This is a genomic window from Paenibacillus solani, assembly GCF_001277345.1.
GTDB classification, from domain to species: Bacteria; Bacillota; Bacilli; order Paenibacillales; family Paenibacillaceae; genus Paenibacillus_AQ; species Paenibacillus_AQ solani.
In genome coordinates, this window is record NZ_LIUT01000006.1 from 420,173 (window position 1) to 443,890 (window position 23,718).

24 protein-coding genes, 1 tRNA gene and 1 riboswitch are annotated in these 23,718 nt (G+C 49.4%); of the genes, 17 read left to right on the forward strand and 8 right to left on the reverse strand.

Annotation, left to right across the window (positions count from 1 at the left end):
• Positions 1–266: 266 nt before the first annotated feature.
• Positions 267–1,160, reverse strand: a complete 894-nt coding sequence (locus AM231_RS23210; RefSeq protein WP_054404707.1) for a hypothetical protein — start codon at positions 1,158–1,160, stop codon at positions 267–269.
• Between the two features lie 351 nt (positions 1,161–1,511).
• On the opposite strand from AM231_RS23210, the gene AM231_RS23215 reads away from it, so the two are divergent.
• Complete coding sequence (locus AM231_RS23215; protein WP_054404708.1) at positions 1,512–2,144, forward strand: NAD(P)-dependent oxidoreductase; 633 nt, start codon at positions 1,512–1,514, stop codon at positions 2,142–2,144.
• Between the two features lie 68 nt (positions 2,145–2,212).
• Entirely contained in the window at positions 2,213–4,033 is a 1,821-nt protein-coding gene (locus AM231_RS23220; protein ID WP_054404709.1) for a bifunctional ADP-dependent NAD(P)H-hydrate dehydratase/NAD(P)H-hydrate epimerase, read from the forward strand.
• Positions 4,034–4,109: 76 nt separating this feature from the next.
• Here the strand turns inward: AM231_RS23220 and AM231_RS23225 are convergent, their stop codons facing one another.
• Together AM231_RS23225 and AM231_RS23230 are read right to left on the reverse strand one after the other, a co-directional pair.
• On the reverse strand, positions 4,110–4,565 hold the full coding sequence (locus AM231_RS23225; RefSeq protein ID WP_054404710.1) for a hypothetical protein: 456 nt from the start codon (positions 4,563–4,565) through the stop codon (positions 4,110–4,112).
• A gap of 57 nt (positions 4,566–4,622) precedes the next feature.
• Positions 4,623–5,531 carry an SDR family oxidoreductase gene (locus AM231_RS23230; RefSeq protein WP_054404711.1) on the reverse strand — a complete coding sequence of 303 codons (909 nt, stop codon included), beginning with the start codon at positions 5,529–5,531 and terminating at the stop codon, positions 4,623–4,625.
• Positions 5,532–5,738: 207 nt separating this feature from the next.
• On the opposite strand from AM231_RS23230, the gene AM231_RS23235 reads away from it, so the two are divergent.
• The 3 genes from AM231_RS23235 to AM231_RS23245 all read left to right on the forward strand — a co-directional run bounded on the left by AM231_RS23235 (position 5,739) and on the right by AM231_RS23245 (position 8,082).
• A complete protein-coding gene (locus AM231_RS23235; RefSeq protein WP_054404917.1) occupies positions 5,739–6,557 on the forward strand; it encodes a VanW family protein in 819 nt (272 codons plus the stop codon).
• 329 nt (positions 6,558–6,886) lie between these two features.
• Positions 6,887–7,432 carry an NADPH-dependent FMN reductase gene (ssuE, locus tag AM231_RS23240; RefSeq protein ID WP_053490135.1) on the forward strand — a complete coding sequence of 182 codons (546 nt, stop codon included), beginning with the start codon at positions 6,887–6,889 and terminating at the stop codon, positions 7,430–7,432.
• A gap of 59 nt (positions 7,433–7,491) precedes the next feature.
• Positions 7,492–8,082, forward strand: a complete 591-nt coding sequence (locus AM231_RS23245; protein ID WP_053490134.1) for a P-loop nucleotide/nucleoside kinase family protein — start codon at positions 7,492–7,494, stop codon at positions 8,080–8,082.
• An 83-nt stretch (positions 8,083–8,165) separates the two neighbouring features.
• On the opposite strand, the gene AM231_RS23250 is transcribed toward AM231_RS23245, so the two are convergent.
• The gene (locus AM231_RS23250) at positions 8,166–8,366 is read right to left on the reverse strand and encodes a hypothetical protein (RefSeq protein WP_131724793.1); all 201 of its coding nucleotides are present in this window, start codon (positions 8,364–8,366) and stop codon (positions 8,166–8,168) included.
• Between the two features lie 134 nt (positions 8,367–8,500).
• On the opposite strand from AM231_RS23250, the gene AM231_RS23255 reads away from it, so the two are divergent.
• From AM231_RS23255 to AM231_RS23275, 6 genes are all read left to right on the forward strand, one after another.
• The gene (locus AM231_RS23255; RefSeq protein WP_054404713.1) at positions 8,501–9,268 is read left to right on the forward strand and encodes an AAA family ATPase; all 768 of its coding nucleotides are present in this window, start codon (positions 8,501–8,503) and stop codon (positions 9,266–9,268) included.
• Between the two features lie 169 nt (positions 9,269–9,437).
• Positions 9,438–9,869: a MarR family winged helix-turn-helix transcriptional regulator gene (locus AM231_RS23260; RefSeq protein ID WP_242615288.1), complete on the forward strand. Its 432-nt coding sequence runs from the start codon at positions 9,438–9,440 to the stop codon at positions 9,867–9,869.
• A gap of 93 nt (positions 9,870–9,962) precedes the next feature.
• Positions 9,963–11,387 carry an MDR family MFS transporter gene (locus AM231_RS23265; protein ID WP_054404714.1) on the forward strand — a complete coding sequence of 475 codons (1,425 nt, stop codon included), beginning with the start codon at positions 9,963–9,965 and terminating at the stop codon, positions 11,385–11,387.
• Positions 11,388–11,691: 304 nt separating this feature from the next.
• Entirely contained in the window at positions 11,692–12,489 is a 798-nt protein-coding gene (locus tag AM231_RS23270) for a DUF817 domain-containing protein (RefSeq protein ID WP_054404715.1), read from the forward strand.
• 152 nt (positions 12,490–12,641) lie between these two features.
• Complete coding sequence (locus tag AM231_RS30280; RefSeq protein WP_278044648.1) at positions 12,642–12,776, forward strand: hypothetical protein; 135 nt, start codon at positions 12,642–12,644, stop codon at positions 12,774–12,776.
• Positions 12,777–12,908: 132 nt separating this feature from the next.
• A complete protein-coding gene (locus AM231_RS23275; RefSeq protein WP_054404716.1) occupies positions 12,909–13,850 on the forward strand; it encodes a GNAT family N-acetyltransferase in 942 nt (313 codons plus the stop codon).
• A 97-nt stretch (positions 13,851–13,947) separates the two neighbouring features.
• Here AM231_RS23275 and AM231_RS23280 read toward each other — a convergent pair whose 3' ends face one another.
• The 3 genes from AM231_RS23280 to AM231_RS23290 all read right to left on the reverse strand — a co-directional run bounded on the left by AM231_RS23280 (position 13,948) and on the right by AM231_RS23290 (position 17,988).
• On the reverse strand, positions 13,948–14,979 hold the full coding sequence (locus tag AM231_RS23280; protein WP_053490123.1) for a ribonucleotide-diphosphate reductase subunit beta: 1,032 nt from the start codon (positions 14,977–14,979) through the stop codon (positions 13,948–13,950).
• A gap of 293 nt (positions 14,980–15,272) precedes the next feature.
• A complete protein-coding gene (locus AM231_RS29710) occupies positions 15,273–15,413 on the reverse strand; it encodes a hypothetical protein (RefSeq protein WP_207383676.1) in 141 nt (46 codons plus the stop codon).
• 241 nt (positions 15,414–15,654) lie between these two features.
• Positions 15,655–17,988, reverse strand: coding sequence for a ribonucleoside-diphosphate reductase subunit alpha (locus tag AM231_RS23290; protein WP_054404718.1), 2,334 nt, complete (start codon positions 17,986–17,988; stop codon positions 15,655–15,657).
• A gap of 190 nt (positions 17,989–18,178) precedes the next feature.
• A riboswitch (cobalamin riboswitch) is annotated at positions 18,179–18,408 on the reverse strand.
• A gap of 354 nt (positions 18,409–18,762) precedes the next feature.
• Here AM231_RS23290 and AM231_RS23295 point away from each other — a divergent pair.
• The 6 genes from AM231_RS23295 (at position 18,763) to AM231_RS23310 (ending at position 23,132) form a co-directional block, all read left to right on the forward strand.
• Positions 18,763–19,068: an MTH1187 family thiamine-binding protein gene (locus AM231_RS23295; RefSeq protein ID WP_054404719.1), complete on the forward strand. Its 306-nt coding sequence runs from the start codon at positions 18,763–18,765 to the stop codon at positions 19,066–19,068.
• A gap of 108 nt (positions 19,069–19,176) precedes the next feature.
• Positions 19,177–19,248: transfer RNA gene (locus AM231_RS23300), tRNA-Thr, on the forward strand.
• Between the two features lie 672 nt (positions 19,249–19,920).
• Positions 19,921–20,508 carry a hypothetical protein gene (locus tag AM231_RS23305; RefSeq protein ID WP_054404720.1) on the forward strand — a complete coding sequence of 196 codons (588 nt, stop codon included), beginning with the start codon at positions 19,921–19,923 and terminating at the stop codon, positions 20,506–20,508.
• A 176-nt stretch (positions 20,509–20,684) separates the two neighbouring features.
• Complete coding sequence (locus AM231_RS29275) at positions 20,685–20,831, forward strand: hypothetical protein (RefSeq protein ID WP_165593452.1); 147 nt, start codon at positions 20,685–20,687, stop codon at positions 20,829–20,831.
• Between the two features lie 1,376 nt (positions 20,832–22,207).
• A complete protein-coding gene (locus AM231_RS29280; protein ID WP_165593462.1) occupies positions 22,208–22,381 on the forward strand; it encodes a phage holin family protein in 174 nt (57 codons plus the stop codon).
• Positions 22,382–22,403: 22 nt separating this feature from the next.
• Positions 22,404–23,132, forward strand: coding sequence for an N-acetylmuramoyl-L-alanine amidase (locus AM231_RS23310; protein WP_054404721.1), 729 nt, complete (start codon positions 22,404–22,406; stop codon positions 23,130–23,132).
• Between the two features lie 187 nt (positions 23,133–23,319).
• Here the strand turns inward: AM231_RS23310 and AM231_RS23315 are convergent, their stop codons facing one another.
• Positions 23,320–23,652, reverse strand: coding sequence for a hypothetical protein (locus AM231_RS23315; RefSeq protein WP_054404722.1), 333 nt, complete (start codon positions 23,650–23,652; stop codon positions 23,320–23,322).
• Positions 23,653–23,718: the final 66 nt, after the last annotated feature.

Consider the following 23,718-nt stretch of genomic DNA (forward strand, 5'->3'; position numbering starts at 1 on the left):
CAAGAGAGGGTGTTCAAAACAGGCGAAGGGGGAGAAGCCTTATGACGAAAGCACAAATAAGCAGAGCGCCTTTCCGGCGGGCAAAAATCACGATCGGTTATGTATTGCTCCTCGTCCTGACAGCATAATCATCTTTTAAGAGATGACGAATATAAAAAACAACAACGACTATTTAGGATCGTTGTTGTTTTTTTATTATCTATCGTGTTAGGCGAGAACTAATGAAATGGCGTGTATATCCTGTTATGAGGACTCACGGCTAGAATTTATCGTCTAGCTTCGTGTAGTTCCTTCCAGTACCTGTAATCATGAATGGCGATGCCGGAGAAGGAAGAGTGCTTCTGCGCTTTGGTGTTTACCTTGGACAACTGCTCTTCCATATAAGCCGTGCCTTCTTCAAAGAAGGTAATGTAGTTCCCCTCATTGCTGGATTTCGTCTCAACCGCGATCAAGGCTTCTTTGCCAAGTTCATCGGCTTCCGTCAGTTCGGCAGCGGCCAGATTATAAATATTGTCTGCCTGATCACGGTAGGCCATAATCGCGATTTGGTCGAACTGCTGGATCATCCATCGGCTGACGGACATGGATTGATCAGGCAGCTGATAGGTATGCAGCCAAAAAGTCATATCCGACCCGATGGGCAGGTTTAGGGAGTGAGCTTCTCCGACCAGATAACGAACATTCTCTTGCCATTGCGGAATGACCGAGGCAGGATTAGCTCTCCATTCAGGCAGCACATGCGGCTCGATATCTACGTGAATACCGGTAAATCGCTCATTCGGTGCTGCAGCCGCCTGATATTCAGCGATCCACTGCATAAAGGACGCTAATCGATGCTGCTCTGATTCCAGCGCCCAGTTAGGTGCGCCGCCAAGGGCATGAACCTCAATCCCTTTTTCCCCAGCCTGACTGATAAAATGGCGGTAGTATTCGGGGCGAACGTCGCGGTTCATCTGAAGATACAGGACATTGACTCCTTGGCTTGAGGCAAAGCTAATAATATCCTCGGTTGAATTTTTAATCTGTTGGGTATCCCAAAACCAGGTTGCCCTCTGGTTAGCTTTGGCTGTAGCAGTATCAGGATGGAGGGACAAGCTGCCAAGCAATAACAGGCTGGTTGCAAGACAGGCGGCCAGCAAGCGGAACCCTTTTTTAAACATAATGAATTATCCCCTTTGGTGTACGATATAATCATTGACAAACGACAAATTACGACAAAAATACTGGATGAACACGACATTCGAAGCTGATATGCATCCTAGGAAATTTCGCGAATATGTATTTAATTATTGTATCGGTGAAATATTTAATTGGATACATAGGTCTAAAGTATTGTTGTTTCGCAGGAGAATAAACAGAAGGAGTTTGAACAGGCGTGTAAGGGGATAAGTAAAGTAGGAGGTGTGTTAGGTATTCGGGGCGTGTTTATATTCCAGGTTTCTGTATTTGTGAAGCCATTCATCACGGCAGGTGATATAGTATAATTTCTAGACAAAAAGGAGCGATGAAGTATGAAGGTAGCAATCATTGGTGCAAGCGGTACGATAGGCAAACGAATTACAGAGGAAGCTCTGCGTCGAGGGCATGATGTAACGGCGATTCTACGCAATCCCGAGCGCTTGGAGCAGGAGCATGAGCGTTTGAACAAGGTCAAGGCGGATGTGATGGATCCTTCCTCGCTGGAGGAGGCCATTCAGGGACATGACGCTGTGATCAGTGCGTTTGGTCCGAAGTTTGGCCAGGAGGAGGAATTGCTGGCTGCCGCACGGACGATCGTTGAGGGCACCAAACGCGGCGGCGTATCTCGCCTGCTGATTGTTGGCGGGGCTGGAAGCCTGATCAGCGATACTGGTGTACCGCTTATGGATACTCCGGAATTTCCTGGGGAAATTAGGCCGCTTGCCCGTGCGCATGCAGATGCTTACGATATTTATAAGGAAAGCGATCTGGAATGGACGTATGTGAGCCCAGCGGCTGTGATTGAGCCGGGGAAACGTACCGGACAGTTCCGGATTGGCATGGACCGTCTGGTGACCGACGAGAGCGGGAGCAGCCGGATCTCCGTAGAGGATTTCGCCGTGGCTATGATCGACGAGCTGGATGATCCGCAGTTTATCAAATCCCGTTTTACCGTTGCATATTAAGAAATAAATAGGCATCCTGATGCCCGACATGAAGGTTATGATATATCGAAGCAAAGGGGAGAGCTTGGATGTATGTAGTAACGTCTGAACAGATGAGGGCACTCGACAACCATACGATTCATCGAATCGGCATTCCGGCGATTGCGCTGATGGAGAACGCGGGGAAAGCGATCGCCGAGGAAGTGCTGAAGCTGTGCCTAGAGCGTGAACGAATGGGTCATGCAGACTCCCGCTCCCCAGCAGCCGTTCGCTCAGCTGGATGGCCGACAGCCATCCAAGCATGTCCCGAACTACGCATCGTGCGCACAGGGAGCAGTACAGGTGACCATAAGGCATTTATGCTGGAGAATGGACAGCATGGAGAGCAGAGATCCTTCCGGGATCATTCGGCTGCCAAGAAGAGCCTTTTGGCTCCGGATGATCTGGCTTTGGAGATGAGCTGTCCATCGCCTGTTATCGACGGGGATGCGGCTGTATTGCCCACCGCGCTTGCAGCGCAGGAGCACTGGCTCATTCTGGTGGGCAAGGGCAATAACGGCGGCGACGGTGTGGTCGCCGCCCGGCATTTGCGTGACGCGGGTGTCCGGGTCACGCTGCTCTACGCCGCCGAGCCGTCCGCGCTTGCCGGCGAGGCGGCTGTGCAGCGGGATGCCGCGGCAGCGCTCGGCATCCCGGCACTGGTCCACGGCAGCTGTGCCGTGGACTTTGGCGCGTTCACCGGCATCGTGGACGCGCTGCTTGGCACGGGCGCGACGGGCGCGCCCCGCGGCGCTTACGCCGCGCTGATCCAGGCCGCCAATGACAGCGGCCTGCCGATCGTGTCCGCGGATATTCCAAGCGGACTGGACGCCGATACCGGCGCGCGGCATGAGCCGTGCATTTTGGCCGCGGTGACGGTAAGCCTCGCCTTCCTGAAGCGAGGCTTGGTGCAGTCCCCCGGCGCCGAGGCGGCCGGCCGGGTGGTAGTCCGCTCCATCGGCATCCCCGCATCATTGTGCCGTGAGCAGGGCATCGGCACCTACCTGCTCACCCCGGATGTCCTTCGGACCGAGCTGGGTGCCGACGTGACACGTCTTCGTGCGCCGGACGGGCATAAGGGCACCTACGGTCATGTGCTGACCGTAGGAGGCAGCCGCACGATGAGTGGCGCAGGCTTGCTTGCTTCCCGGGCAGCACTTCGTGCGGGCTGCGGCCTGGTCACCTGGGCGCTCCCTGCGAGCCTGGTACTGCCGCTCAGCGGAGCCGTGCCCGAGGTGATGCTCGCCCCAGCGACAGGCGAGGAGAGCGACGGCTACTGGAACGAGCCATCGGCTGAGCGGGTCCTTGAACTGGCGAAGACCCGCGATGTCTTGGCGGTAGGTCCGGGGCTTGGTCGTTTTGAAGGAGATGGCAGGTGGCTCCGCCGGTTGTGGGAAGAATGGGACGGGCCGCTCGTGGTGGATGCTGATGCGCTGAATATGCTGTCTGCTTCCGGAGACTTCGAGAGCTGGAAGCCGCGTGCCGCAGCAACAGTGCTGACCCCGCATCCCGGGGAGATGTCTCGGCTGCTGGGGATCCCGACGGCCGAGCTGCAGCGGGACCGGATCAGTGCGGCTACCAAGTTCGCGAGGGAGCACGGGGTGACCCTCGTGCTCAAGGGGGCGCATACCGTCGTGGCTGCGCCAGACGGACAGGCCTACATTAACACAACCGGTACCTCCGGCATGGCGACCGGAGGTACCGGGGATGTGCTGACCGGCATCATTGCCAGCCTGCTGGCGCAGGGATATGCCGGTCCTGCTGCAGCCGCGCTTGGCGTGTGGCTGCACGGCTGCGCTGGCGAGAAGGCCGCGCGGCGCCGGGGTCATCCCGCCTCGGTCATCGCCGGCGATGTGATCGAAGCACTGTGAAGCGAAGATGAAGGGCCCTCCGAGAAGGGCCCTTTTTATATGGGGAGGAAGCTTTAAGTTAAGTGCGAATCAGAAATTAGATCAACCAGCAGAGCAGGGGAACGGCCAAGGCGAAGAACGGGGTGGCTAGAGAATAGCTGGAGAAATTGTGCTTTCCCCATAGGAACAGCAGCAGTGTCAGCAATCCGGCAGCAGCACGTAACCAGATCTGATCAGGATTGCCTCCCGTAAACAGTGCAAAGAACAGAAAACCGACTGCCCCATACACCGCAGCTTGTTTGCCCTTCTGAAGCGAGGGCAGAAATGAGAGAATGGCGTCTGCTGCCAGTGATGCCGTCAGCGCATAGCCGTATATCCAGTGCTCTTGCGGCAAATAAAGTCCCAACCACTCCGAAGCCCGGTCAGCGCTGGAAGGCCATATCCAACCGAGCAGGCTTAGCAGCAATACGACGATGCCCGCGCTCGCCAGCTTGTTTAATGCATAAAACCCCATATCCATCCGCCCGGACCTTCTGGGAATTTCGCTGTTCATTGCACACATCCTCTGCATGTTTATTCGTCGAATTCTCGAACATTTTCAGCACACATGCTAACTGGTCACCATTTGCCCGCCATTGACGTGAATGGCCTGACCCGTAACATATGAAGAATCAATAGATGAGGCCAGATACACATAAGCGGGTGCCAGCTCATAGGGCTGTGCGGCCCGTTTCATCGGTGAATCAGTCCCGAATACAGCGACCTCTTCCGCAGAAAAGCTGGATGGGATGAGCGGTGTCCAGACCGGGCCGGGAGCGACGGAGTTTACGCGGATGCCTTGTTCGACCAGCGAGAGAGCCAAGGACCTTGTAAGCGAAACAATAGCCCCTTTGGTGGAGGAGTAATCGATGAGCTCCTTGGAGCCCTCATAGGCGGTAATGGATGCCGTATTGATGATCGAGGCTCCGGATTTCAGGTGGGGGAGCGCCGCCTGGATCATGAAGAAGAAGGAAAAGAGATTCGTCTTGTAGGTGTGGTGCAGCTGTTCCTCCGTCATGTTCAAGATGCTGCGCTGTACGTATTGGACGGCATGATTGTTCACCAGAACATCCAGCTTTCCGAAGCAGGCAATCGTCTCGTTCACAACGGCTTCACAGTTTTTCTTGTGCCGCAGGTCGGTCTTTATCAAAAGACAGCGCCTTCCAAACGACTCGATCCGCTGCTTGGTGACTTCGGCATCTGAAGTCTCATATAAGTATGGGATGACCAGATCGGCACCTTCCTTGGCAAAAGCAATGGCCGCCGCTTTGCCGATACCGCTGTCTCCTCCAGTCACAATGGCGATTTTGCCCTCCAGTTTACTGCTGCCCGTGTAAGCGGGATCTTCGCTGATCGGACGTGGTGACATCAGGCTCTCAAGGCCCGGCTGGCAGCTTTGATGCTGGGGAGGAAAAGCGATGGGCTGTTCCTTGCATTCGGTTTTGGAGCCTATATATGGAACGGGCTGCTGTGGATTCATTTCATTCCTCCTTTGGCATATGGATGCTTTCGTGATGTCGATGCTTTATCTCTATGCATGCGCCCACTCCAAGGTGCCGTTTAGGAGCAGAATGGGAGAAAGGTCGTGCGCAAACGCGAGGTTTACGGAATTAATTGCGATGTCTTTCGGGCTACTGTGGTAAAATATTTCCAATCTATCATAATGGCCAAGGAGGATGATCACCTGATGAAACCGATACAACGTTCAAAGCTTCGCCTGTGGGCAGGCAGGCACTATTTTACATGCCGGCGTTATTGGGAATGGATGAAGAAGAGCAGCGTTGCCATCGCGCGTACACAAAGTGCTGAGCTGCTGCCATTTTCAGTTTTCGGACACCAAACTCCGCTGATGCGCCAATTAAAAGACGTCGATATGTGGGTTCAGCATAATAAGGTGATCAACCTGCGTCTGGCTGTCCGCCATTTAGACGGACTTCTGATTCGCCCCGGAGAGACATTGTCCTATTGGAGAGCCATTGGCCGTCCGACCCGGAGGAAAGGATACGTAGACGGCATGGTTTTATTCTATGGAGGCTTTAAGACCGGCGTGGGCGGAGGCTTGTGTCAGCTGTCTAACCTTATCTACTGGATGACGCTGCATAGCCCGCTTGAAGTGAAGGAGCGGCATCGGCACAGTTATGACGTATTCCCGGATTCGAACCGGACCCAGCCATTCGGCAGCGGCGCTACATGTGCCTATAATTACTTGGACCTTCAGATTCATAATCCAACGAATGACACATATCAGCTCTCGATATACGTAGGGGAAGAGGACTTAATCGGGGAATGGCGTTCCAGCGCCGCTCCGCTCTATCATTATGAAGTATATGAACGGGAACATCGCATAACCCAGGAAGCATGGGGAGGATATGCGAGGCATAATGTCATCGGCCGGAAAGTATTCAGCAGGGAAGGCGATTTGCTGCACGATGAATGGATTACCGAGAATCATGCGCTTATGATGTACTCGCCGCTGCTTCCTGAGAATGGTAGCGTTACATCTTGATGATTTTTTTGCCGTTCTGATCGTGACTTGGATTATAAAAATGAGGGCATGTTTCGTGAACGCCATAGGCTGAGTTGGCAGTCTCGCTGCATTGACAAAAGCGCGGACACATTGATACGATGATAATAATCCTGACAAGTTTGCTCTGATTTATGCTGAGCTGAAGTCGGATTGTAGAGTGACTCTTACGGAAGACTTCGCTGTCCTTATAGTCGTCTTTTTTCTCTAAAGATGAGGCTATGGCCTTCTGGTTCTAAGTCGGGAGGACCTTACATAGCGATTGATGAATGATGAGATGACATACTATTAGATACCCGAGGTGAATGAATATGGCGAAAGCTGTTATTATTAACGGGAGTCCGACAGCCGGATCCCGATTGAATGCGGTAATGGATTATGCCGAGCAGGCACTCACTGCTGCCAATTTCGAGGTGAGCCGGATTGACGTTGCCGGGCTGCCGCCGGAGGATTTGATTCATACCAAGTTTGAGAGTGAGCATATTGTCAAAGCGAATGGGCTTGTGGCCGAGGCCGATGCTGTCATAGTGGCAAGTCCGGTTTATAAAGCGTCGTTTACCGGCGTTCTCAAAACATTCTTGGACCTGATTCCGCAAAAAGGTTTGGCTGGCAAAATCGTGCTTCCGATGTTCATCGGCGGCAGTCTGGCGCATCTGCTGGCGATTGATTATTCGCTCAAGCCGGTGCTATCTTCGATTGGAGCACGGCATATTCTGGGCGGCGTGTACGCGGTGGATGCCCAAGTGGCACGTACCGAGGATGGCGGATTTGATGTAGCGGAAGTGCTTCAGGAACGCTTGGCCTCCGCGATGGAGGAACTCATTGAGGAAACCCGTTACCGGATAGAACGTGCGTAATAACTGCTAAGTATAACAGCAGGAATTAGAGTGATAGAGAGCATATGGGGGGATACATTTTGCAAAAGCTAGTGTTTTTCGTCGGCGTAGCGGGTACAGGTAAGACAACCGTAGCCAAAAAGCTTGCAGTCCGTATACCGGCTGCATTTCTCGACCGTGACACGGTAGGGGGACGCTTCGTTGAGAAGTTCCTGGAGAGCAACGGACTGGATTCGAATGACCGCGACTCTTCCTTCTATAAAGAGAATCTGCGTGATTTAGAATATGATACGACCAAGGATATTTGCATTGAGAACTTGGGGGCCGGGCAGAATGTATTTATGATTTCTCCATTTACTGCCGAGCTCAAGAATCGCGAATGGATTGAAGAAGTCATCACATCCGCAGGATTAACGAAAAACGATGTAGACGTAAAGGTCATTGTGGTCGCGCTCAGCGATATGGACTTGCAGAAGGAGCGGATCATTGACAGACAGACCGAGCGGGATCAATGGAAGCTGGATCATTGGGACGACTTCAAGAAGCGTGTGGACTTCGTACCGGAAGTGAACTGGGATATTCCGAAAGAATCCGTTAAAGTGTTTGATAACAGCGGCGATCTGACCGATGCAAAGGTCGAGGAGCTTTATCAATTTATCGTAAGCGAATAGTGTCGGTAGAATAGCTTTATTAACATGAAAAAATGCGTCATTCCAGGTGCCGATGAGCCCTGAGTTGGCGCTTTTTTGGTTATTTAACTAAAATGATGGCCTTTATTTATTCCCCTGGCTTCGGCAACGTCCTCCATGGCCTCCCCAACGCCTCGCACTGCAAAGTCTGCACCCCAACGCTTCGTACCTAATGTCCCACATGCCTCTCCCAAGGCTGCACCGCTAGGTCCCGCATTGCAACGTACCGCATTATCCCATCCCAAGAGCAGCAGGACGCCCCCCATTCAGTCTTGGATATACTATTCTACGGCAGCCGCATGGATCGCGAGTACTCTTTTCTGGTTGGTGCCATACTGAGACAATGGTATATAGTAGGAGATAATAAAAAAAGCTATCAGTAGATCAAGGAGGGGAGCGCTTGGATAACGCAGCTATGCTTGCCTATCTGCGAAGCGTTGTTTTAATGAGGGAGCGTATTCCGTCATTTCATGAATATCCTTTCAATTTGCCAGCCGTTGCTGCTTTGGATGGGCTCCAGTTCCACCCCAAGGTTACGTATATCATAGGCGAGAATGGTATGGGCAAATCCACGCTGCTGGAGGCCATTGCTACGGCGCTCGGGTTTAACCCGGAGGGAGGAACGATGAACTTCTCGTTCTCGACAGAGGAGACGCACTCCAAGCTCCATGCCTATATTCGAACTGTCCGGGGTGTACGCAAACCGCGGGATGGATTTTTCTTTCGGGCGGAGAGTTACTATAATGTCGCGACGAATATTGACCGATTGGATGCCGAGGATAGCTTCGGCCCACCTATCAGAAACTCATATGGCGGCAAATCGCTCCACCAGCAGTCACACGGTGAGTCGTTTTTTGCCACCTTTTTGCATCGCTTCTGGGGGAATGGGTTATATATTATGGACGAGCCGGAAGCGGCTTTATCTCCTCTGCGCCAGATGGCGCTGCTCAGGCGGATTCATGACCTGGTCCGCGATGACTCGCAGTTTATTATTGCAACGCATTCACCCATTGTTATGGCCTATCCGGATTCCATTATCTATAAGCTGACATCCGAAGGACTGGAAGAGTCCAGCCTTGAGGAAACCGATCATTATATGATTACAAAGGAATTTGTTAATCATCGGGAAGCCATGCTGCAGGAACTGTTTGAAGACGATGAGGAATAACCGCAACCTTATAAATAACTTTAAATGTTCTAAGTAATTCAATGTCGAATCATGAAAAAACATAGGTAAATGGAATGAAAATTATGAAAATGGTGTTTACAACTTAGAATGATTGAACTAAAATAAATACTTGAGGTGAAATACTCTGGAGTACGGAAGAGAAGCAAGCGTGGATAGACTCATGGATATGTATCGTGAGTTATCGGACAAAATGACGAGACATCGTGTCGTGTCTTTCCTGAATCATCTAAGAAAGAACGATTTGACGATGAATCAGTATAAGATCCTGAGTTTGATCGAGCAGCAGGGACCTTGGCTCCCCAACCAGTTGGCAGAGCATATGGAGCTTAAAGCTGCCACGATTACGTATTTGGTGGATGCATTGGTACAGCGGGGATTGGTGGTCCGAACGCCGAATCCGACCGATGGACGCAGCCACTATGTCAACTTTACAGCAGAAGGCCGACAGCTTGTGCTTGATGCGCGCAGCGAGGGGGATTATCCCATCATGGAATCCTTTAAACAGATGGATCAGGATGAGGCGGATAATCTGTATATTCTGCTGCGATTGCTGGGCCGCAAATTATTTCCGACAGAGTAATGTATCGAGTTATGTATATTATGCTTAAGTAATCCTGCCTCCAGTTCTGTACATCAGATCCGGGCGGGATTACTTTGTTTAGGAGGCTTCTTAGTGAATACTGACGATAAATCTTCATCATTTTGGCTTATTATGAGCGCCGTGTTTTTTGGGAATTTTCTGGCGGTGCTCAGCATCACTACCATCAATGTGGCCTTTCCGGTTGTGATGGAGCAGTTCCATACCACCCTGAGCACCACCCAATGGCTGATGGCCGGATATCTGTTGGCGACGGGCATTATCGCTCCGATTGTGGGCTACATGGGGGACCAGCTTAGCTACAAAAGGCTGTTCGTTCTCGCCTTGACGGGTTTTACACTTTCGTCGCTGTTATGCATCGTCGCCTGGAACATCGAGTCGTTGATTGCGTTCCGGATTACGCAGGGCGTATTCGGCGGGATGATCATCCCAATTACGATGACCATCATTTACCAGGTGTTTCCGCGCGAGCGACAAGCCTATGCGATGGGTCTATGGAGCTTGGCTTCCATGCTGGCGCCGGTGATCGGGCCGACCTTAGGCGGATGGCTGGTGCAATACTTTGGATGGAAATCGATTTTCATTCTCAATGTTCCGATCGGCCTGATCTCGATCGTCATCGTCAGCAAATTTATTCCTTATTACCGGTTGACCGCCAAGAAGACATTCGATTTCCTCGGCTTCTTGACGGTGGTGGCGGGCAGCTCCTTTTTACTGCTCTCCTTCAGTAACGGCAACAATTGGGGCTGGGGGTCCTGGAAGACGCTCTCCTTGCTACTCTCCGGCATTTTGCTTCTCCTGCTCTTTATCAAGCGGGAGCTGCGCATCCCATCTCCGTTATTGCAGCTGAAGGTATTCAAGTTCCGTCGATTCCGGTACAGCTTGATCTTGAATTGTATCGTGACGATCTCCTTGTATACAGGCACCCTACTCGTGCCACTCTATTTGCAGACCGTGCTCAAGCTATCCCCGATGGATACGGGGCTGATCATGCTGCCGGGCGCGATCGTCATGGCGGCAGCATCGCCGATTGTCGGCAAATTTTATGATCGGATCGGTCCATTCCGCCTGGTAATAACGGGAGTCATCATCATTGTTGCAGCTACATTGGCGTTCAGCGGAATCGGCACTCAAACGTCGGTGATGTATATTGCATTGCTGCAGCTGATTCGCTGCCTGGGCATTGCCCTGTGCAATATGCCGTTAACGAACGCTGCGATGAGCGCGGTGTCCAGCGAGTATTCAGGTCATGCATCGTCGATTACGAACTGGGCCCGCCAAGGGCTGGCCTCGTTATCGATCGGTATTTTCAGCGCCCTGGTTGTATCCAGAACGTCCCATTACATGGACGCAGGCGCAGCTGCCACCCAGCGTGCCGCGACGACCATGGGCATCGATGATGTATTCATGATCGGCACGATGGTGGCGGTCGTGGCCATACCTCTTACATTTTTGTTACGGGTCAAAAAGAAAAAATCAACGGGTCATGTCGCGCTTTAACGCGATATTTGCCAGCCATAGGATGAAAATGACCCTTCGGCTGCGGAGACATGACGTAGAATGCTTCAACATGAATCAGATCAAGTGATTGATCGAGGTTGGTAGAAATTTTGGTTGGCGTTAGATACTATCTAAAGAGTAATCAGATAAGATGTTAACCGATGAGAGGGCAGCTAAAGGAGCTGCCTTCTCATTTTGCTTTATACCCTAATGGCAGGGATCAATTATGACAATGCTGTTCTTTTATTCGATTCGAGCTCTGTGGTAGGGTAAAGTATACGAATGCAAGCGGTAGGAGGAACTTATGGAATTCATACGGAAGCTGTGGTTTTTCGGTTATCAGCAGGCCTTGTCCTGCATCTTTCCGGTGATCATCTTTGGAACGCTGGCGCTGACGAAGGTCATAGAAATCCCTGGTTTGCCGCGGTATGATCTAATCCTTATCATATGTATATTGGCGCAAATCGGGATGCTCACGAGCAAGCTGGAGACATGGGATGAGCTGAAGGTCATCTGTGTCTTTCACATTATCGGCTTGATGCTGGAGCTGTATAAAGTCCATATGGGTTCTTGGTCTTACCCGGAGGCAGGCTATAGCAAAATCGGCGGCGTTCCGCTGTACAGCGGCTTTATGTATGCGAGCGTAGCCAGTTATATATGTCAGGCATGGCGCCGAATGAATCTGCGCATCACTGGCTGGCCGCTGCCAGTGCTGACCGTGCTGATTAGCGCAGCGATTTATGCCAACTTCTTTACCCATCACTATGTTTGGGATGCGCGCTGGCTTCTCACGGCATTGTTATTCGTGGTCTTTGGCAGAACCATGGTCTATTTTGACGTGGACGGAAAAACCCTGCGCATGCCTTTGGTGCTGGCGTTTCTACTGATTGGCTTTTTTATCTGGATTGCTGAGAATATCTCCACGTTTCTCGGGGCCTGGACTTACCCGGATCAGGAGCGGACATGGAGTTTGGTGCATATCGGCAAAATCAGCTCGTGGTTCCTGCTGGTGGTTATCAGCGTCATCATTGTGGCTCAACTGAAGCATCTGAAGCAGGGCAGAGGACCAACCACTGACAGTCCGAAGGGAACGGTCATGTAAGTGAAGTAGGGCATTTGATCCTCCATGCAGAATCATGTATTCTATGGTTTAATGGAAACGATGGAATGAGCGAGTAATATAGTAAGGTATTTGTTATGAACATAGATGAGTGAAATGGTGAAACTGCACGAGGCAGAAGGGAGGGGGATCCCATGAAAAAAAGATCGTTATTGTCGTTGTCCAAAGGTGTGGGATTCTCCACCGCTGTTTTCTTTGATCGGTCCGATGACGGGAGAAGTCTGTCCAAAATCGGATATTCAGCGATCAAAGGTCCTTTATTTCGTTGACTGAAATGAGGGAGCAGTGGAATTGAACACCACAGGTCGCTTGCTTGTGGTTGCATAGATCGGCATGTACACCACAGGTGCGCTGTGGTGTTTTTTTGTGTTTCTAATGCTTCAAACAAAGGAGAGGATACCATGTTTATGCAAGGGAAACAGATTTATGTCAAGTCGGTAGAGGAATCGGATGTAGAGGCACTGCTGAAGCTCGAGAAGGATAACCGGGACTTTTTTCAGCGGTTCACGGGCTTAAGGGAAGAGAGCTTCTACACCCATCAGGGTCAGCTTGAGCGGATCCGAAAGGCCATAGAAGCCAGTAAGGCAGATCAAGGGTATGTTTATGTGATTGGACTGCAGGACACCGGAGCGACTATCGGCGAGATTATGCTGACCGAAGTGGTGCGGGGGAATTTGCAGAGCTGCTGGATCGGTTACTTTCTGGACCAAGACCACAACGGAAAGGGCTATATGACCGAAGCGGTTCAATTGATTGTGAAGTTTGCCTTTCAGGAATTGAAGTTTCACCGAATTGAGGCGGGTGTGATGCCGCACAACCTGGGCTCGATCCAAGTGCTTTTGAAGGCCGGATTCCATAAAGAAGGCATTGCCCGGAAAAACGTGAAAATCAACGGGACATGGGAAGACCATCAAACACTGGCTATTTTGAATGAAGCCGATGAGGAGGCATCATCCCTGATTCAGCGATACAATCCGTCCGTCATCGCCCCGCCGATCGGGCCGTATACCCATGTCACCAAGGTTGCAAGAGGTGCTGAGCTGTTGGTATTCTCCGGCCAGGTGGGGACCGACAGGGAGGGGAATCTGCCGGCCGATATGGAAGAGCAAGTAGAGAACACCTTGGCGAATATTCAGCGGGTATTGGCTGCGGAAGCCATGTCGGCAGATCATATCGTCAAAATCAACATTTGGGCGGTCCAGGAGATCGACTGGGATCATTTCGATCGGGTATGGGAGAAATTCCACCAGGGAAAGGCGCCGTCCATGACGATGGCCTACGTGCCGGCACTGGCAATACCGTCCCTCCAGGTAGAGATCGAGGTATGGGCTGCGAAGGGATAGTAATTATTATCCATAAATTAGAGATCATGTGAAGTAATAAAAAACCTCCGAGATCCCTGGTAAGGGAATCCCGGAGGTTTGTGTATTGGAGAGGTTCTTATAGATCGTCAAAACCGTTGTCGTCGCCAACTTTGCCGTAGTTACGGGATTTAGCTTCGAAGAAATCGGTTTTCGTCGCGTTGAGAGCTTCATCCGAGAAAGGCTTGATCCATGGCATGCAGTTAACGTCCACGCCTTCATAAGCTTTTTCCAGACCCATCATAGTGATGCGACGGTTCGCGATATACTTGATATAATCGCCCAATTCGTTCAGATCGATGCCGCGCACATTGCTGAGCGTGTAGTGGGCCCAGTTGGTTTCAAGCTCGACAGCGCGGTCGATGGTGCGGTACAGGTAGTCGATGTTCTCTTTGGAGTTCAGCTCAGGGAAATCCTTGAGCAGCTGCTTGAACACTTCGGCGAAGAAGTAGCAGTGCTGGTTCTCGTCACGCTGAATATAGGAGATCATCTGGCTGGTTGCCATCATCTTCTGATCACGAGCCAAGTTGTAGAAGAAAGCAAACGTACTGTAGAAGAAGATTCCTTCCAGAATCAGATCCGCGACCATCGCTTCAAAGAAGGTTTGCGGCGACGGATTGTTACGGAAGTTCTGGTAAATGTTCGAGATGAACTGGTTGCGTTCCAGCAGAACCGGATCATGCTTCCAGTATTCGAAGATTTCCTTCTGCTCTTGCTCCGACACGATGGAAGAAAGCACGTAGGAGTAGGATTGGTTGTGAACCACCTCTTGCTGACCGATGATGGCCGAGATGGCTTCAAGCGACGAATCGGTGAAGTAACGCTTCACGTCGCTCACAAACATCGTCTGCATGGAATCCAATACTGCCAGCAGGGAGATGTTGATCTTGAAGGTGCGCTGCTCTTCAGGGTCCAAGCGCGGGAACTGCTGCGCATCCTTGGACATCGGGATTTCGTCCGCGATCCAGTGGTTCAGCAGCAGAACCTTATATAATTTATACATATGAGGCATCCGAATGTCGTTCCAGTTCAAGATCCCGGAGCATTCACCTTCAATAACACGAGTGGAGCGGTTGGGTGCTTCGGTGTTAAAAATCTTTTGCATTTGCATGCCAAATCTCTCTCCTTGTATATCATAATAGGGCGGCCATAGGCGAAGCTGAAAGGACAACTCCCAGCATATTCACGGGACGGGTATCCACTTCCAGCCGCTGTTGTCCGTCCTTTGCTTGAATGGAATGTATTAGATGGTATCAAAGGGCTCCCAAAGGCGGACGTAAACTCTTCCGATTGGATACCCTTACCCTTGTAGTCTTTTATTTTAGAAAGCATATGCAATCGAGCTTCCAGCCGTTCCATGCTTGTAGTGCCACATGAGAAGCGATTCCCAAGGGGAGAGCGGTCTCAGCAGGCAGCAGGGGTCAACAAACGCACGAAGTAACTCAATGGTCCCTGCACCGCATGAGAAGCGATTCCCAAGGGGAGAGCGGTCTCAGCAGGCAGGAGCTCAACAAACCGCACGAAGTAACTCAATGGTCCCTGCACCGCATGAGAAGCGTTTCCCGGAGGGACAGCGCTCCCCGCAGGTAGTAACTCAACAAACACACGAAGTAACTCATTAGTCCTTGCACTACATTCCAGCGTACCCGAAGGGTGAAAGCGCTCCTTGCCACTAAAGTAACTTAGAAGCGCCTCGTTCACACCATACACACCTTGCGGGTGTCCAGAGGGCAGCGCCCTTGGGGCCCTCCCTTGGAAGGGAGGGTTTGGGTGGGTTCGAAAAAGGTTAGCTTGCGCACGACTCGCACTCTTCAATCGTCAGCGCACGGCTGCGTACATAATACGTGGACTTGATGCCGGCTTTCCAGGCATGCAGATGCAGCTCCAGGAATTCCGAAGCCCGGATATCAGGGCGGACGTACAGGTTGAAGCTTTGCGCCTGGTCAACGTGACGCTGACGGGCGGCTGCCATTTTGATGGACCAATGCTGATCGAGCAAGAATGCTGTTTTATAGTACCAGATCGTTTTTTCGGACAGATCCGGAGCCGGGTTAGCCACTTTGTAGGTGGTTTTTTCTTCGTAAGACAGCAGTTCGTACAATGGATCAATGCTCGCCGTGGAACCCGCGATGATCGAAGTGGAGCCGTTCGGAGCGATGGCAAACAGCCATGCGTTGCGGACGCCATTCGATTGTACTTCTTGCTGCAGTTCACGCCATTGTTCGGTAGTTACGAACTTGCCTTTATGCTCGCCGTCGGTATAACCGCGGAACGTGAAGTACTCGCCGCTCTCCCAGTCGGAGCCTTTGAATTTCGGATAGTGGCCTTTTTCCTTGGCCAGCTCCATGCTGGATTTGACGAGCAGGTAGTTGATGTGTTCGTACAGATTGTCATTATAAGCAACGGCTTCGTCGGATTCCCAGCGGATGCCCTCGAGTGCTAGCAAGTGATGCAGTCCGAAGGTGCCAAGACCAACCGCGCGATATTGACTGTTGGTATATTGAGCTTGCAGCACTTCAATATTGTTAATGTCGATAACGTTATCCAGCATGCGAACCTGGATCGGAACTAGACGCTCCAGAACACCGGCAGGTACGGCACGAGCCAAGTGGATAGAGTTCAGGTTGCAGACAACGAAATCGCCAGGGATTTTGGAAATTACGATCCGGGTTTGGCCATCCTTCGTAACCAGTTCCTCTTGCTCAACGACCGTCGGAGACTGGTTCTGCATAATCTCGGTGCACAGGTTGGAAGAATAGATCATCCCATGTGCCGAGTTTGGATTCGCACGGTTTACCGTGTCGCGGTAGAACATGTAAGGTGTTCCCGTTTCAAGCTGGGACTTCATGATACGCTTCATAATATCGATGGCTTGCACCGTAATACGCGGCAGCAGTGGGTTTGCTACGGCTTCAGCATATTTCTGACGGAATTCGCCTTCGCCTTGGCCTTGATCGTAGAAGTCTTCCAGGCCAAGAGGACGACCGTTCTCGTCTTTCCAGCCCATAATTTTCTTCACTTCATGCGGACAGAACAGGCTCCACTCTTCACGAGCTTCAACTGCTTCCATGTACAGGTCAGGCAGACATACGCCGTGGAACACGTCATGAGCTCTCATGCGCTCGTCACCGTTGTTCAGCTTCAGATCCAGGAAGGAGAGAATGTCTTTATGGAATACATCCAGATAAACGGCGACGGCTCCTTTGCGAGTTCCCAATTGGTCTACGCTAACAGCAGTGTTGTTCAATTGGCGAATCCAAGGGATAACACCGGAGCTGGTATTCTTGTGACCGCGGATGTCTGAACCACGTGCACGAACTTTGCCCAGATACACTCCGATGCCCCCGCCCATTTTACTGAGACGGGCAATATCCGTGTTGGAATCGAAGATTCCTTCCAGGGAGTCGTCCACGGTATCAATGAAACAGCTGGAGAGCTGGCCGGCTACTTTTTTTCCTGCGTTGGACATGGTCGGCGTAGCTGCTGTCATGTAGAGGTTGCTCATTGCCCAGTAGGCTTCTTTCACAAGGTCCAGACGTTTGTCGGCCGGCTCTTTGTGCATCAGGAACATCGCAATCACCATGTAGCGCTCCTGCGGCAGTTCCATGACGCGACCATCGAAATCGGTGGCCAGATAACGCTCAGCCAGCGTCAACAGACCGATGTAATCAAACAGCAGATCGCGGCTTGGATCGATGCATTCGCCGAGTTCTTCGATTTGCTCCTTGGAGTAGCTGTCTAGAAGATCTTCGCGATAGATGCCCTTCTGAACGAGCTCAGTGATGAGCGGGTAGAAGGCGCCGTAAGGCTCTTCCGGGTAGGCTTTGTATCGGCGGTTGGTTGCCGCTTTTTTATATAAAGAGGTCAAAAACGAACGCGCAGCTGCAAATTTCCAATTCGGCTCTTCCTTGGATACAAGCTCCAGAGCGGACATCGTGAAGGCATTGCTAATTTCTTCCCCGGTGACTTGCTCACCGCGCAATTTAGCATGGACGCCGCGAAGCAGACGTTCCTTATCAAGCATGTCCAAACCTTTCAGGTTCCGGTCGGCATAGACGGAGAGGCGAATTTCATCAAAGGCGAGCTGACGGTTGTTCGGTTTAACTACGAGCTGGGGCATTAATAATTCCTCGCTTTCTTCGGGGGAAATATGAAAAAGGGCATCAAAAAAACATTTTCTAAAACCCGCGGGCAGGCTTGAAAATGTCCGTGCGCTGTGAATCAAATTGACGTTTGACATAAGCCCATGAACGGGCAGGATGTTATGTACAGACGCAAGTTTAACGAACACTTACCTAAAGCCCGTAGGTCGTGTTTTCTGCGTATAGGCAGGTCTCCTGACTTGGGCTCTCCCGATCGGCAATTTCTCAAGGACCTTCATTCGGTTCTTCAGAGGCATTTTGTCGAAATGGAGGCGGCTTGATCAAAATCAGCCATAAAGCCGTTACAGTGGCGGGACCGTGATGGATTTACACCATGCTTCCCTATTAAGCCGGACTGCCTTATAGGTTGTCTTGGCACCTATACACACTATATTTGGTTACTGTCAATCTAATTTAACCCAATATATTGTGTTTGTAAACCATATTCTTAAAAAAGAATGCAACATGAATTATAGCAAACGAGCGGTTAATGTGCTAGTTAAGAAACTGTCAAAAGACCATAACATTTCCTGGATTGTGACCAAATACGTCATTTTCTTCACGGATACCGCCTTATTATCGTTTTGACAAAACAGGATATATCCTGTGCGTAATCTGTGCGAGGCATACCATATCTTGTGACACAAAAAGAGGAGAGTGAATTTTGAAATGAGGGGTTACAATTGATATGATAATGTGTAGCTGAGGTTTGTATTTTTTATTAGAAAAAGCGCCAAAGGAGGATTTGCTAAATGGCTATAGCAGAGGTAACAGTAATTCCGATTGGAACCGCAACAACGAGTCTGAGCTCTTATGTTGCCGAGATGCAGCGTGTTCTAAAACAACAAGAGGGGATTAGCTATGAGCTGACTTCGATGAGCACCATTATTGAGGGAGAGCTGGGCATGATCTGGCGGGCGATTGAGGCATTGCATGAAGCTCCTTTTCTATCTGGGGCGCAGCGCGTATCAACCTCGGTAAAGATTGACGACCGCAGGGATCAAATTTCTTCAAGCAAACAGAAGATCCAGTCCGTCCAGGAGAAATTAGGCGGATAATGCTGCCAGGGCGGAGAATATTTCCGCATGATTATGACTTGCATTTTGTAGCTGACGTATTATAATAATTTTTGTTGTTTCGGTGGTGCATATCATCGAATCATATTAGCTGGTGTAGCTCAGGGGTAGAGCAACGCACTCGTAATGCGTAGGTCGGGGGTTCAATTCCCTTCACCAGCATCTTTAGAAAGTCAATAACGGCGCGGTTTTTCGAGTTTTCGGAATCGCGCCATTTTTCGTTAATAACTACACTTCTAACATTCTTGAACCTCTAGAATTCAACAAGATTATTAGACGGATTCATGTGGATTACTATGAGAAGGGGTAAGAATCTTACTATTGGCGAATAGATCCTCATGACACAGGTGACATCAACCAGTCAGTCTGACCTGATTAGGCTCATAAGAGATTATGGCAAGGGACATTAAGCACCTTCGGGTGTTTTTTTTTGCTGTTAAAAGACTGTTTTTAGGCATGAACAATTGACTGTGGGCGAATAGAGGAACAGGTCAGGAAAACAGCAGTGAAGGGGCATAGCGTTGGCGTATGCTCCTATTTGTCGTGCATCTATATGTATAAACCAACTCAAATAGGAGGGAAGCATTAGCGGTATAAGATCATGGTTCATGAGCAAGAGGTGTCAGTTGTTGACCTGGACGACCGACAAGAACTCTAGGTAGCTGGTTTGATTGATTCTATGGTCACCAATCAAAATGTGAGAGATATCCGTTTTTACGGAGGGATTCATTTGAGGAAAATGAGCGATTTGACTAAACATTTGTCCATAGCCATTAAATTCATGGACTCATATATATGTTAAGGATTCGTTGATAAAAAAGGAGGAGGCATGAAATGAGCAAAAGAACAGGACTAGGAAAGGCAAATAATACGGTCAAACAACTACAAGCACCTAGAAGACAGAATGGAATCCGGGCGAGTAGCGTTGCAAAGGCACTGAGAATGATGATTACCGCACAAAGATCATTAAATACACAAAATCCGGTTGTTATTAGTCAAAGAACTAGGAGAATAAGTACGAATCGTAATTGGGTAAACGCACTTGAGATCGAGCGAAATCCGGCATGGGTAGCGCCACAAGCTGGTGAGTCGTACGTTTGGGGAAGAAATGACCCTACCGGTCCTGCTGCTGTGGTCGCCAGAAGATTTACGATCAGAGACGATATTGAGAGAGCTAGCTTATTCCTGGCCGTTGATAACTTTGCCATCGTATTAATAAATGGACGATCGGTTGTAATCGACAATCCGCAGGGCAATGTTTCATTCTTTAATCCGGGAAGAACGTTTAATATTAGACGTTTCCTTCGGAGAGGTACAAATGACATTGTGATCGCCGCTTTTAACTTCCCGTCAAATGCAAACAGAAGCGTAGATAATCCAGCTGGTGTCCTTGCACGTATCGAAATTGAACTAGGAGATTAATCCCATTCCATGATATCGGAAAGGGAGTGGCCCCGCCCTGTCATTACCTTTAGTGTGTCTAACCTTTGCCTCACGTGCCAGGGCACTTTTCGTAATCTCTCTGCTTCTGATAGTACGGTTTCTAATTTTATCACTATTCCTATTTATCCTCGCGCAAGTTTTAGGCATTTTTGGCCGTGCTTGCGACAAGCGTGTTTGCGGCGTCCGGTGCTGGCGAAAGTGTAACGTTGCAGGTGACGGGCGTGATCGGAGCTGTCGGCGCGTGCGTTGCGTATATGCTGGCGGAAGGTTTTACGGACGTTAATGAAGATACGGAGGAATAAAAATAGCGCTCACTTGCGGCATTGTATCCGTGGGTGGGCGCATTTTTTTCGTTTAATATACTCCGGAAAAATGAAAGTGAGTTATGTAATTTTCTATCTTCCGCAGGTTAACATTTTCACTGGAAAATAAATTGAATATGTAGCAATTCTCTACGATTTTCATGACCGTAAATTATTCGATCTTCAAGGACTGCTTCTGGGATCGGAATTGTACAAAATCGTCTTTGCGGTCTCTTTCCCCTATGCTTTCGTCAACTTTTTCAAGGTTGAAGCCTTTAGCTATTTTTTCTTTAAAAGAATTCAGTTTTTGAGAATCTTCAATTCTAAAGCAAATTCTTGTTCGGTCAAGTGCACCGACCGTGCTTTTGCGAGTATTAATACGATATCATTACGAGATCGTCCCATTCCTGGGCGGCTTTTTTTATAATCCCATATAGCGTGTTAAGTTGCAAAAGGTGTATATGGGATAAATAGACCGGTATGAAGCAGTTCTGCAGTAGGCGACATTTTGTGAAAAAAACCTCTTAATCCTATCCGTGGTACATTCTGATCATTATTGCCGAAAAGTCCAGTCTAAGGCCGACTAACTACATAAACTGTACTATTCCATAATGCAAGGGAGGCTAATCAATGAGTGGAGTTTGTAACTATTCATCGCCTGTAGGTACCGTCCTCGTTTTATTTATTCTCTTGGTTATTATCTTGGGAACTTTTTGGATTTAGGTACACAGTGACTACCAGAGCGCACTCACTATATTTAAACATGAATTAACTCACCTATTGTTTATGCCAGACTCATGTATCATTCCCCTTCGATTGGGGGCGGTGAATTACCGTCCCCATGTACAACTTCCAAGTGGTGGATAGCTCATTCTGAATTTTCCTATACATAAGGAATAGAGTTGAGGAGGGAATAGAATAGTAGAGAGAAGGGGCATAGCATTAGTGTATGCTCCTATTTATCTGCATCTACATAGAAACTAACTTAAATAATCTTCCTAATACTAAGGTCACTTACTATTAATTTGGAGTGTGGCACGTTCGGAGTCGAGATTTCACAAAATCATAATCAGAAGCCCTGATACAAACAGGATCAATCCTAGTACGATAAAGGGACACCCACTGGATTTTATATATTTAATGTAGTCTTGGCTCGGCTCCGTTTCGTATTTTACTGTCCAGATTCTATATAAGGATCCCCATGTGGGCTTCCATATTCTCAACAAGCCGCGTATAAAAAAGGACACAGCGAACACAATCAGTATTAAGCCGGACAACCTCCCACCGCCTCTTTTATTCTCACTCCTATATATTAATAACATCCAAAGTATGTGAAGAGTTCGGTATTTTATAGAATCAAATAAAGAGTGTTGCATATGAGAGATGGGCTACAGCAAACACCGAATGTACCAGACTGGAGTATTCTGTATATTATACTCGTCCTTGCAGCAGGACTTGCAATAGGCTGGATTGGAATAGCCGTCGAAGCGTTCGTACAGGAAGCTCTTGTAGCTGCATGGACTGTAATTAGTGATCAGGTTGTTCCATAAACCTACAAAGGCGGTGAATGATATGAAGAAGGTCTGGATCGATGCGGGTCATGGGGGGAAGGATTCAGGAGGAATCGGAAACGGATTGCAGGAGAAGGATATTGTGTTAAAGTTGTCCCTTGCCGTGAAAAAATATTTGGAAGCCCAGTATGAAGGCGTTCAAGCATTGCTCACCCGATCTTCCGATGTGTTCCTTGAATTGGCGGACCGAACCCGGAAGGCAAATGCTGCCGGCGTTGATATCCTTGTAAGCATCCACTGTAACGCGGGCGGGGGTACAGGAGGCTTTGAGTCCTATCGGTACACCACAGCTACCCCCGGTTCTATACAATTGCATGAAGCGATTCATACGGGAATTATGCGTGAAATAGGAGAGTATGGTGTGTCGGATCGAGGGCAGAAATCGGCTAACTATCATATGGTACGTGAATCTAAAATGCCTGCTGTGCTAACCGAGAACCTGTTTGTTGACGTGGCAACGGATGCAGCCAAGCTTAAGCGGCAGGAGGTTATCGACTCACTTGCCATTGGCCATGTTCATGGCATTGCTAAATTTCTGGGACTGCAGAAGAAGAAGGAGGAATCTCCGGTGAGTGATAAAGTTAACGTCATCGTAAACGGAAAGGAAATCCTTGGTGGCAAGCTGGAGAATGGCGTGACTTATGTGCCGCTTCGAGCGATTAGCGAAGCGCTTGATGCTAAAGTGACTTGGGATAACAAGACAAGGACGGTTACAGTTACGTCTAAATGAAGACGGGTGTACGTATAACCACATCCGAACTATTTATGTTCTCTTAAGCCTAATTTAATGTTTTATTAAGTTGAAGGGAATAGAATAAACAGTACCCCTTAAATAATAGATCAGAAGCCCCTCTAACTGCGGTAGAGGGGCTTCTTTTGTGTATATAAGCGGATGATTCCTATGTGAAATGATTGATTTAGAATCCAATCCATTTTGTAATATAAGCGGACACCGCTAACTCTTGGAAATCCTGCCAGCTGCGAAATGGGGTATGTTCAACGATGAAAGGGTTGATCGTATTTCCTTGTATAAACTCATCGAATTCTTCATCTGTGCTTCCCTCGTAACCGGCTGCCAGCAGCAAGTGGTTGATTGAGGAAAACCGGGTATGCTTCTGAATAAAAGATTCCGGGAATAATTCATCCACGGGAACCTCTTGCTTCATGTCTGAGAGCTTTGAGGCATTGTCTCGAATGTCTGATAGTCTCTTTTCATCCAGTCCGTCTAATCCACTGATCCCAGTATTCATTATTGCCCACCTCCAAAAAGTTGCATATCACTCTACTATATACATATACGAGAATGCGGAATTAAT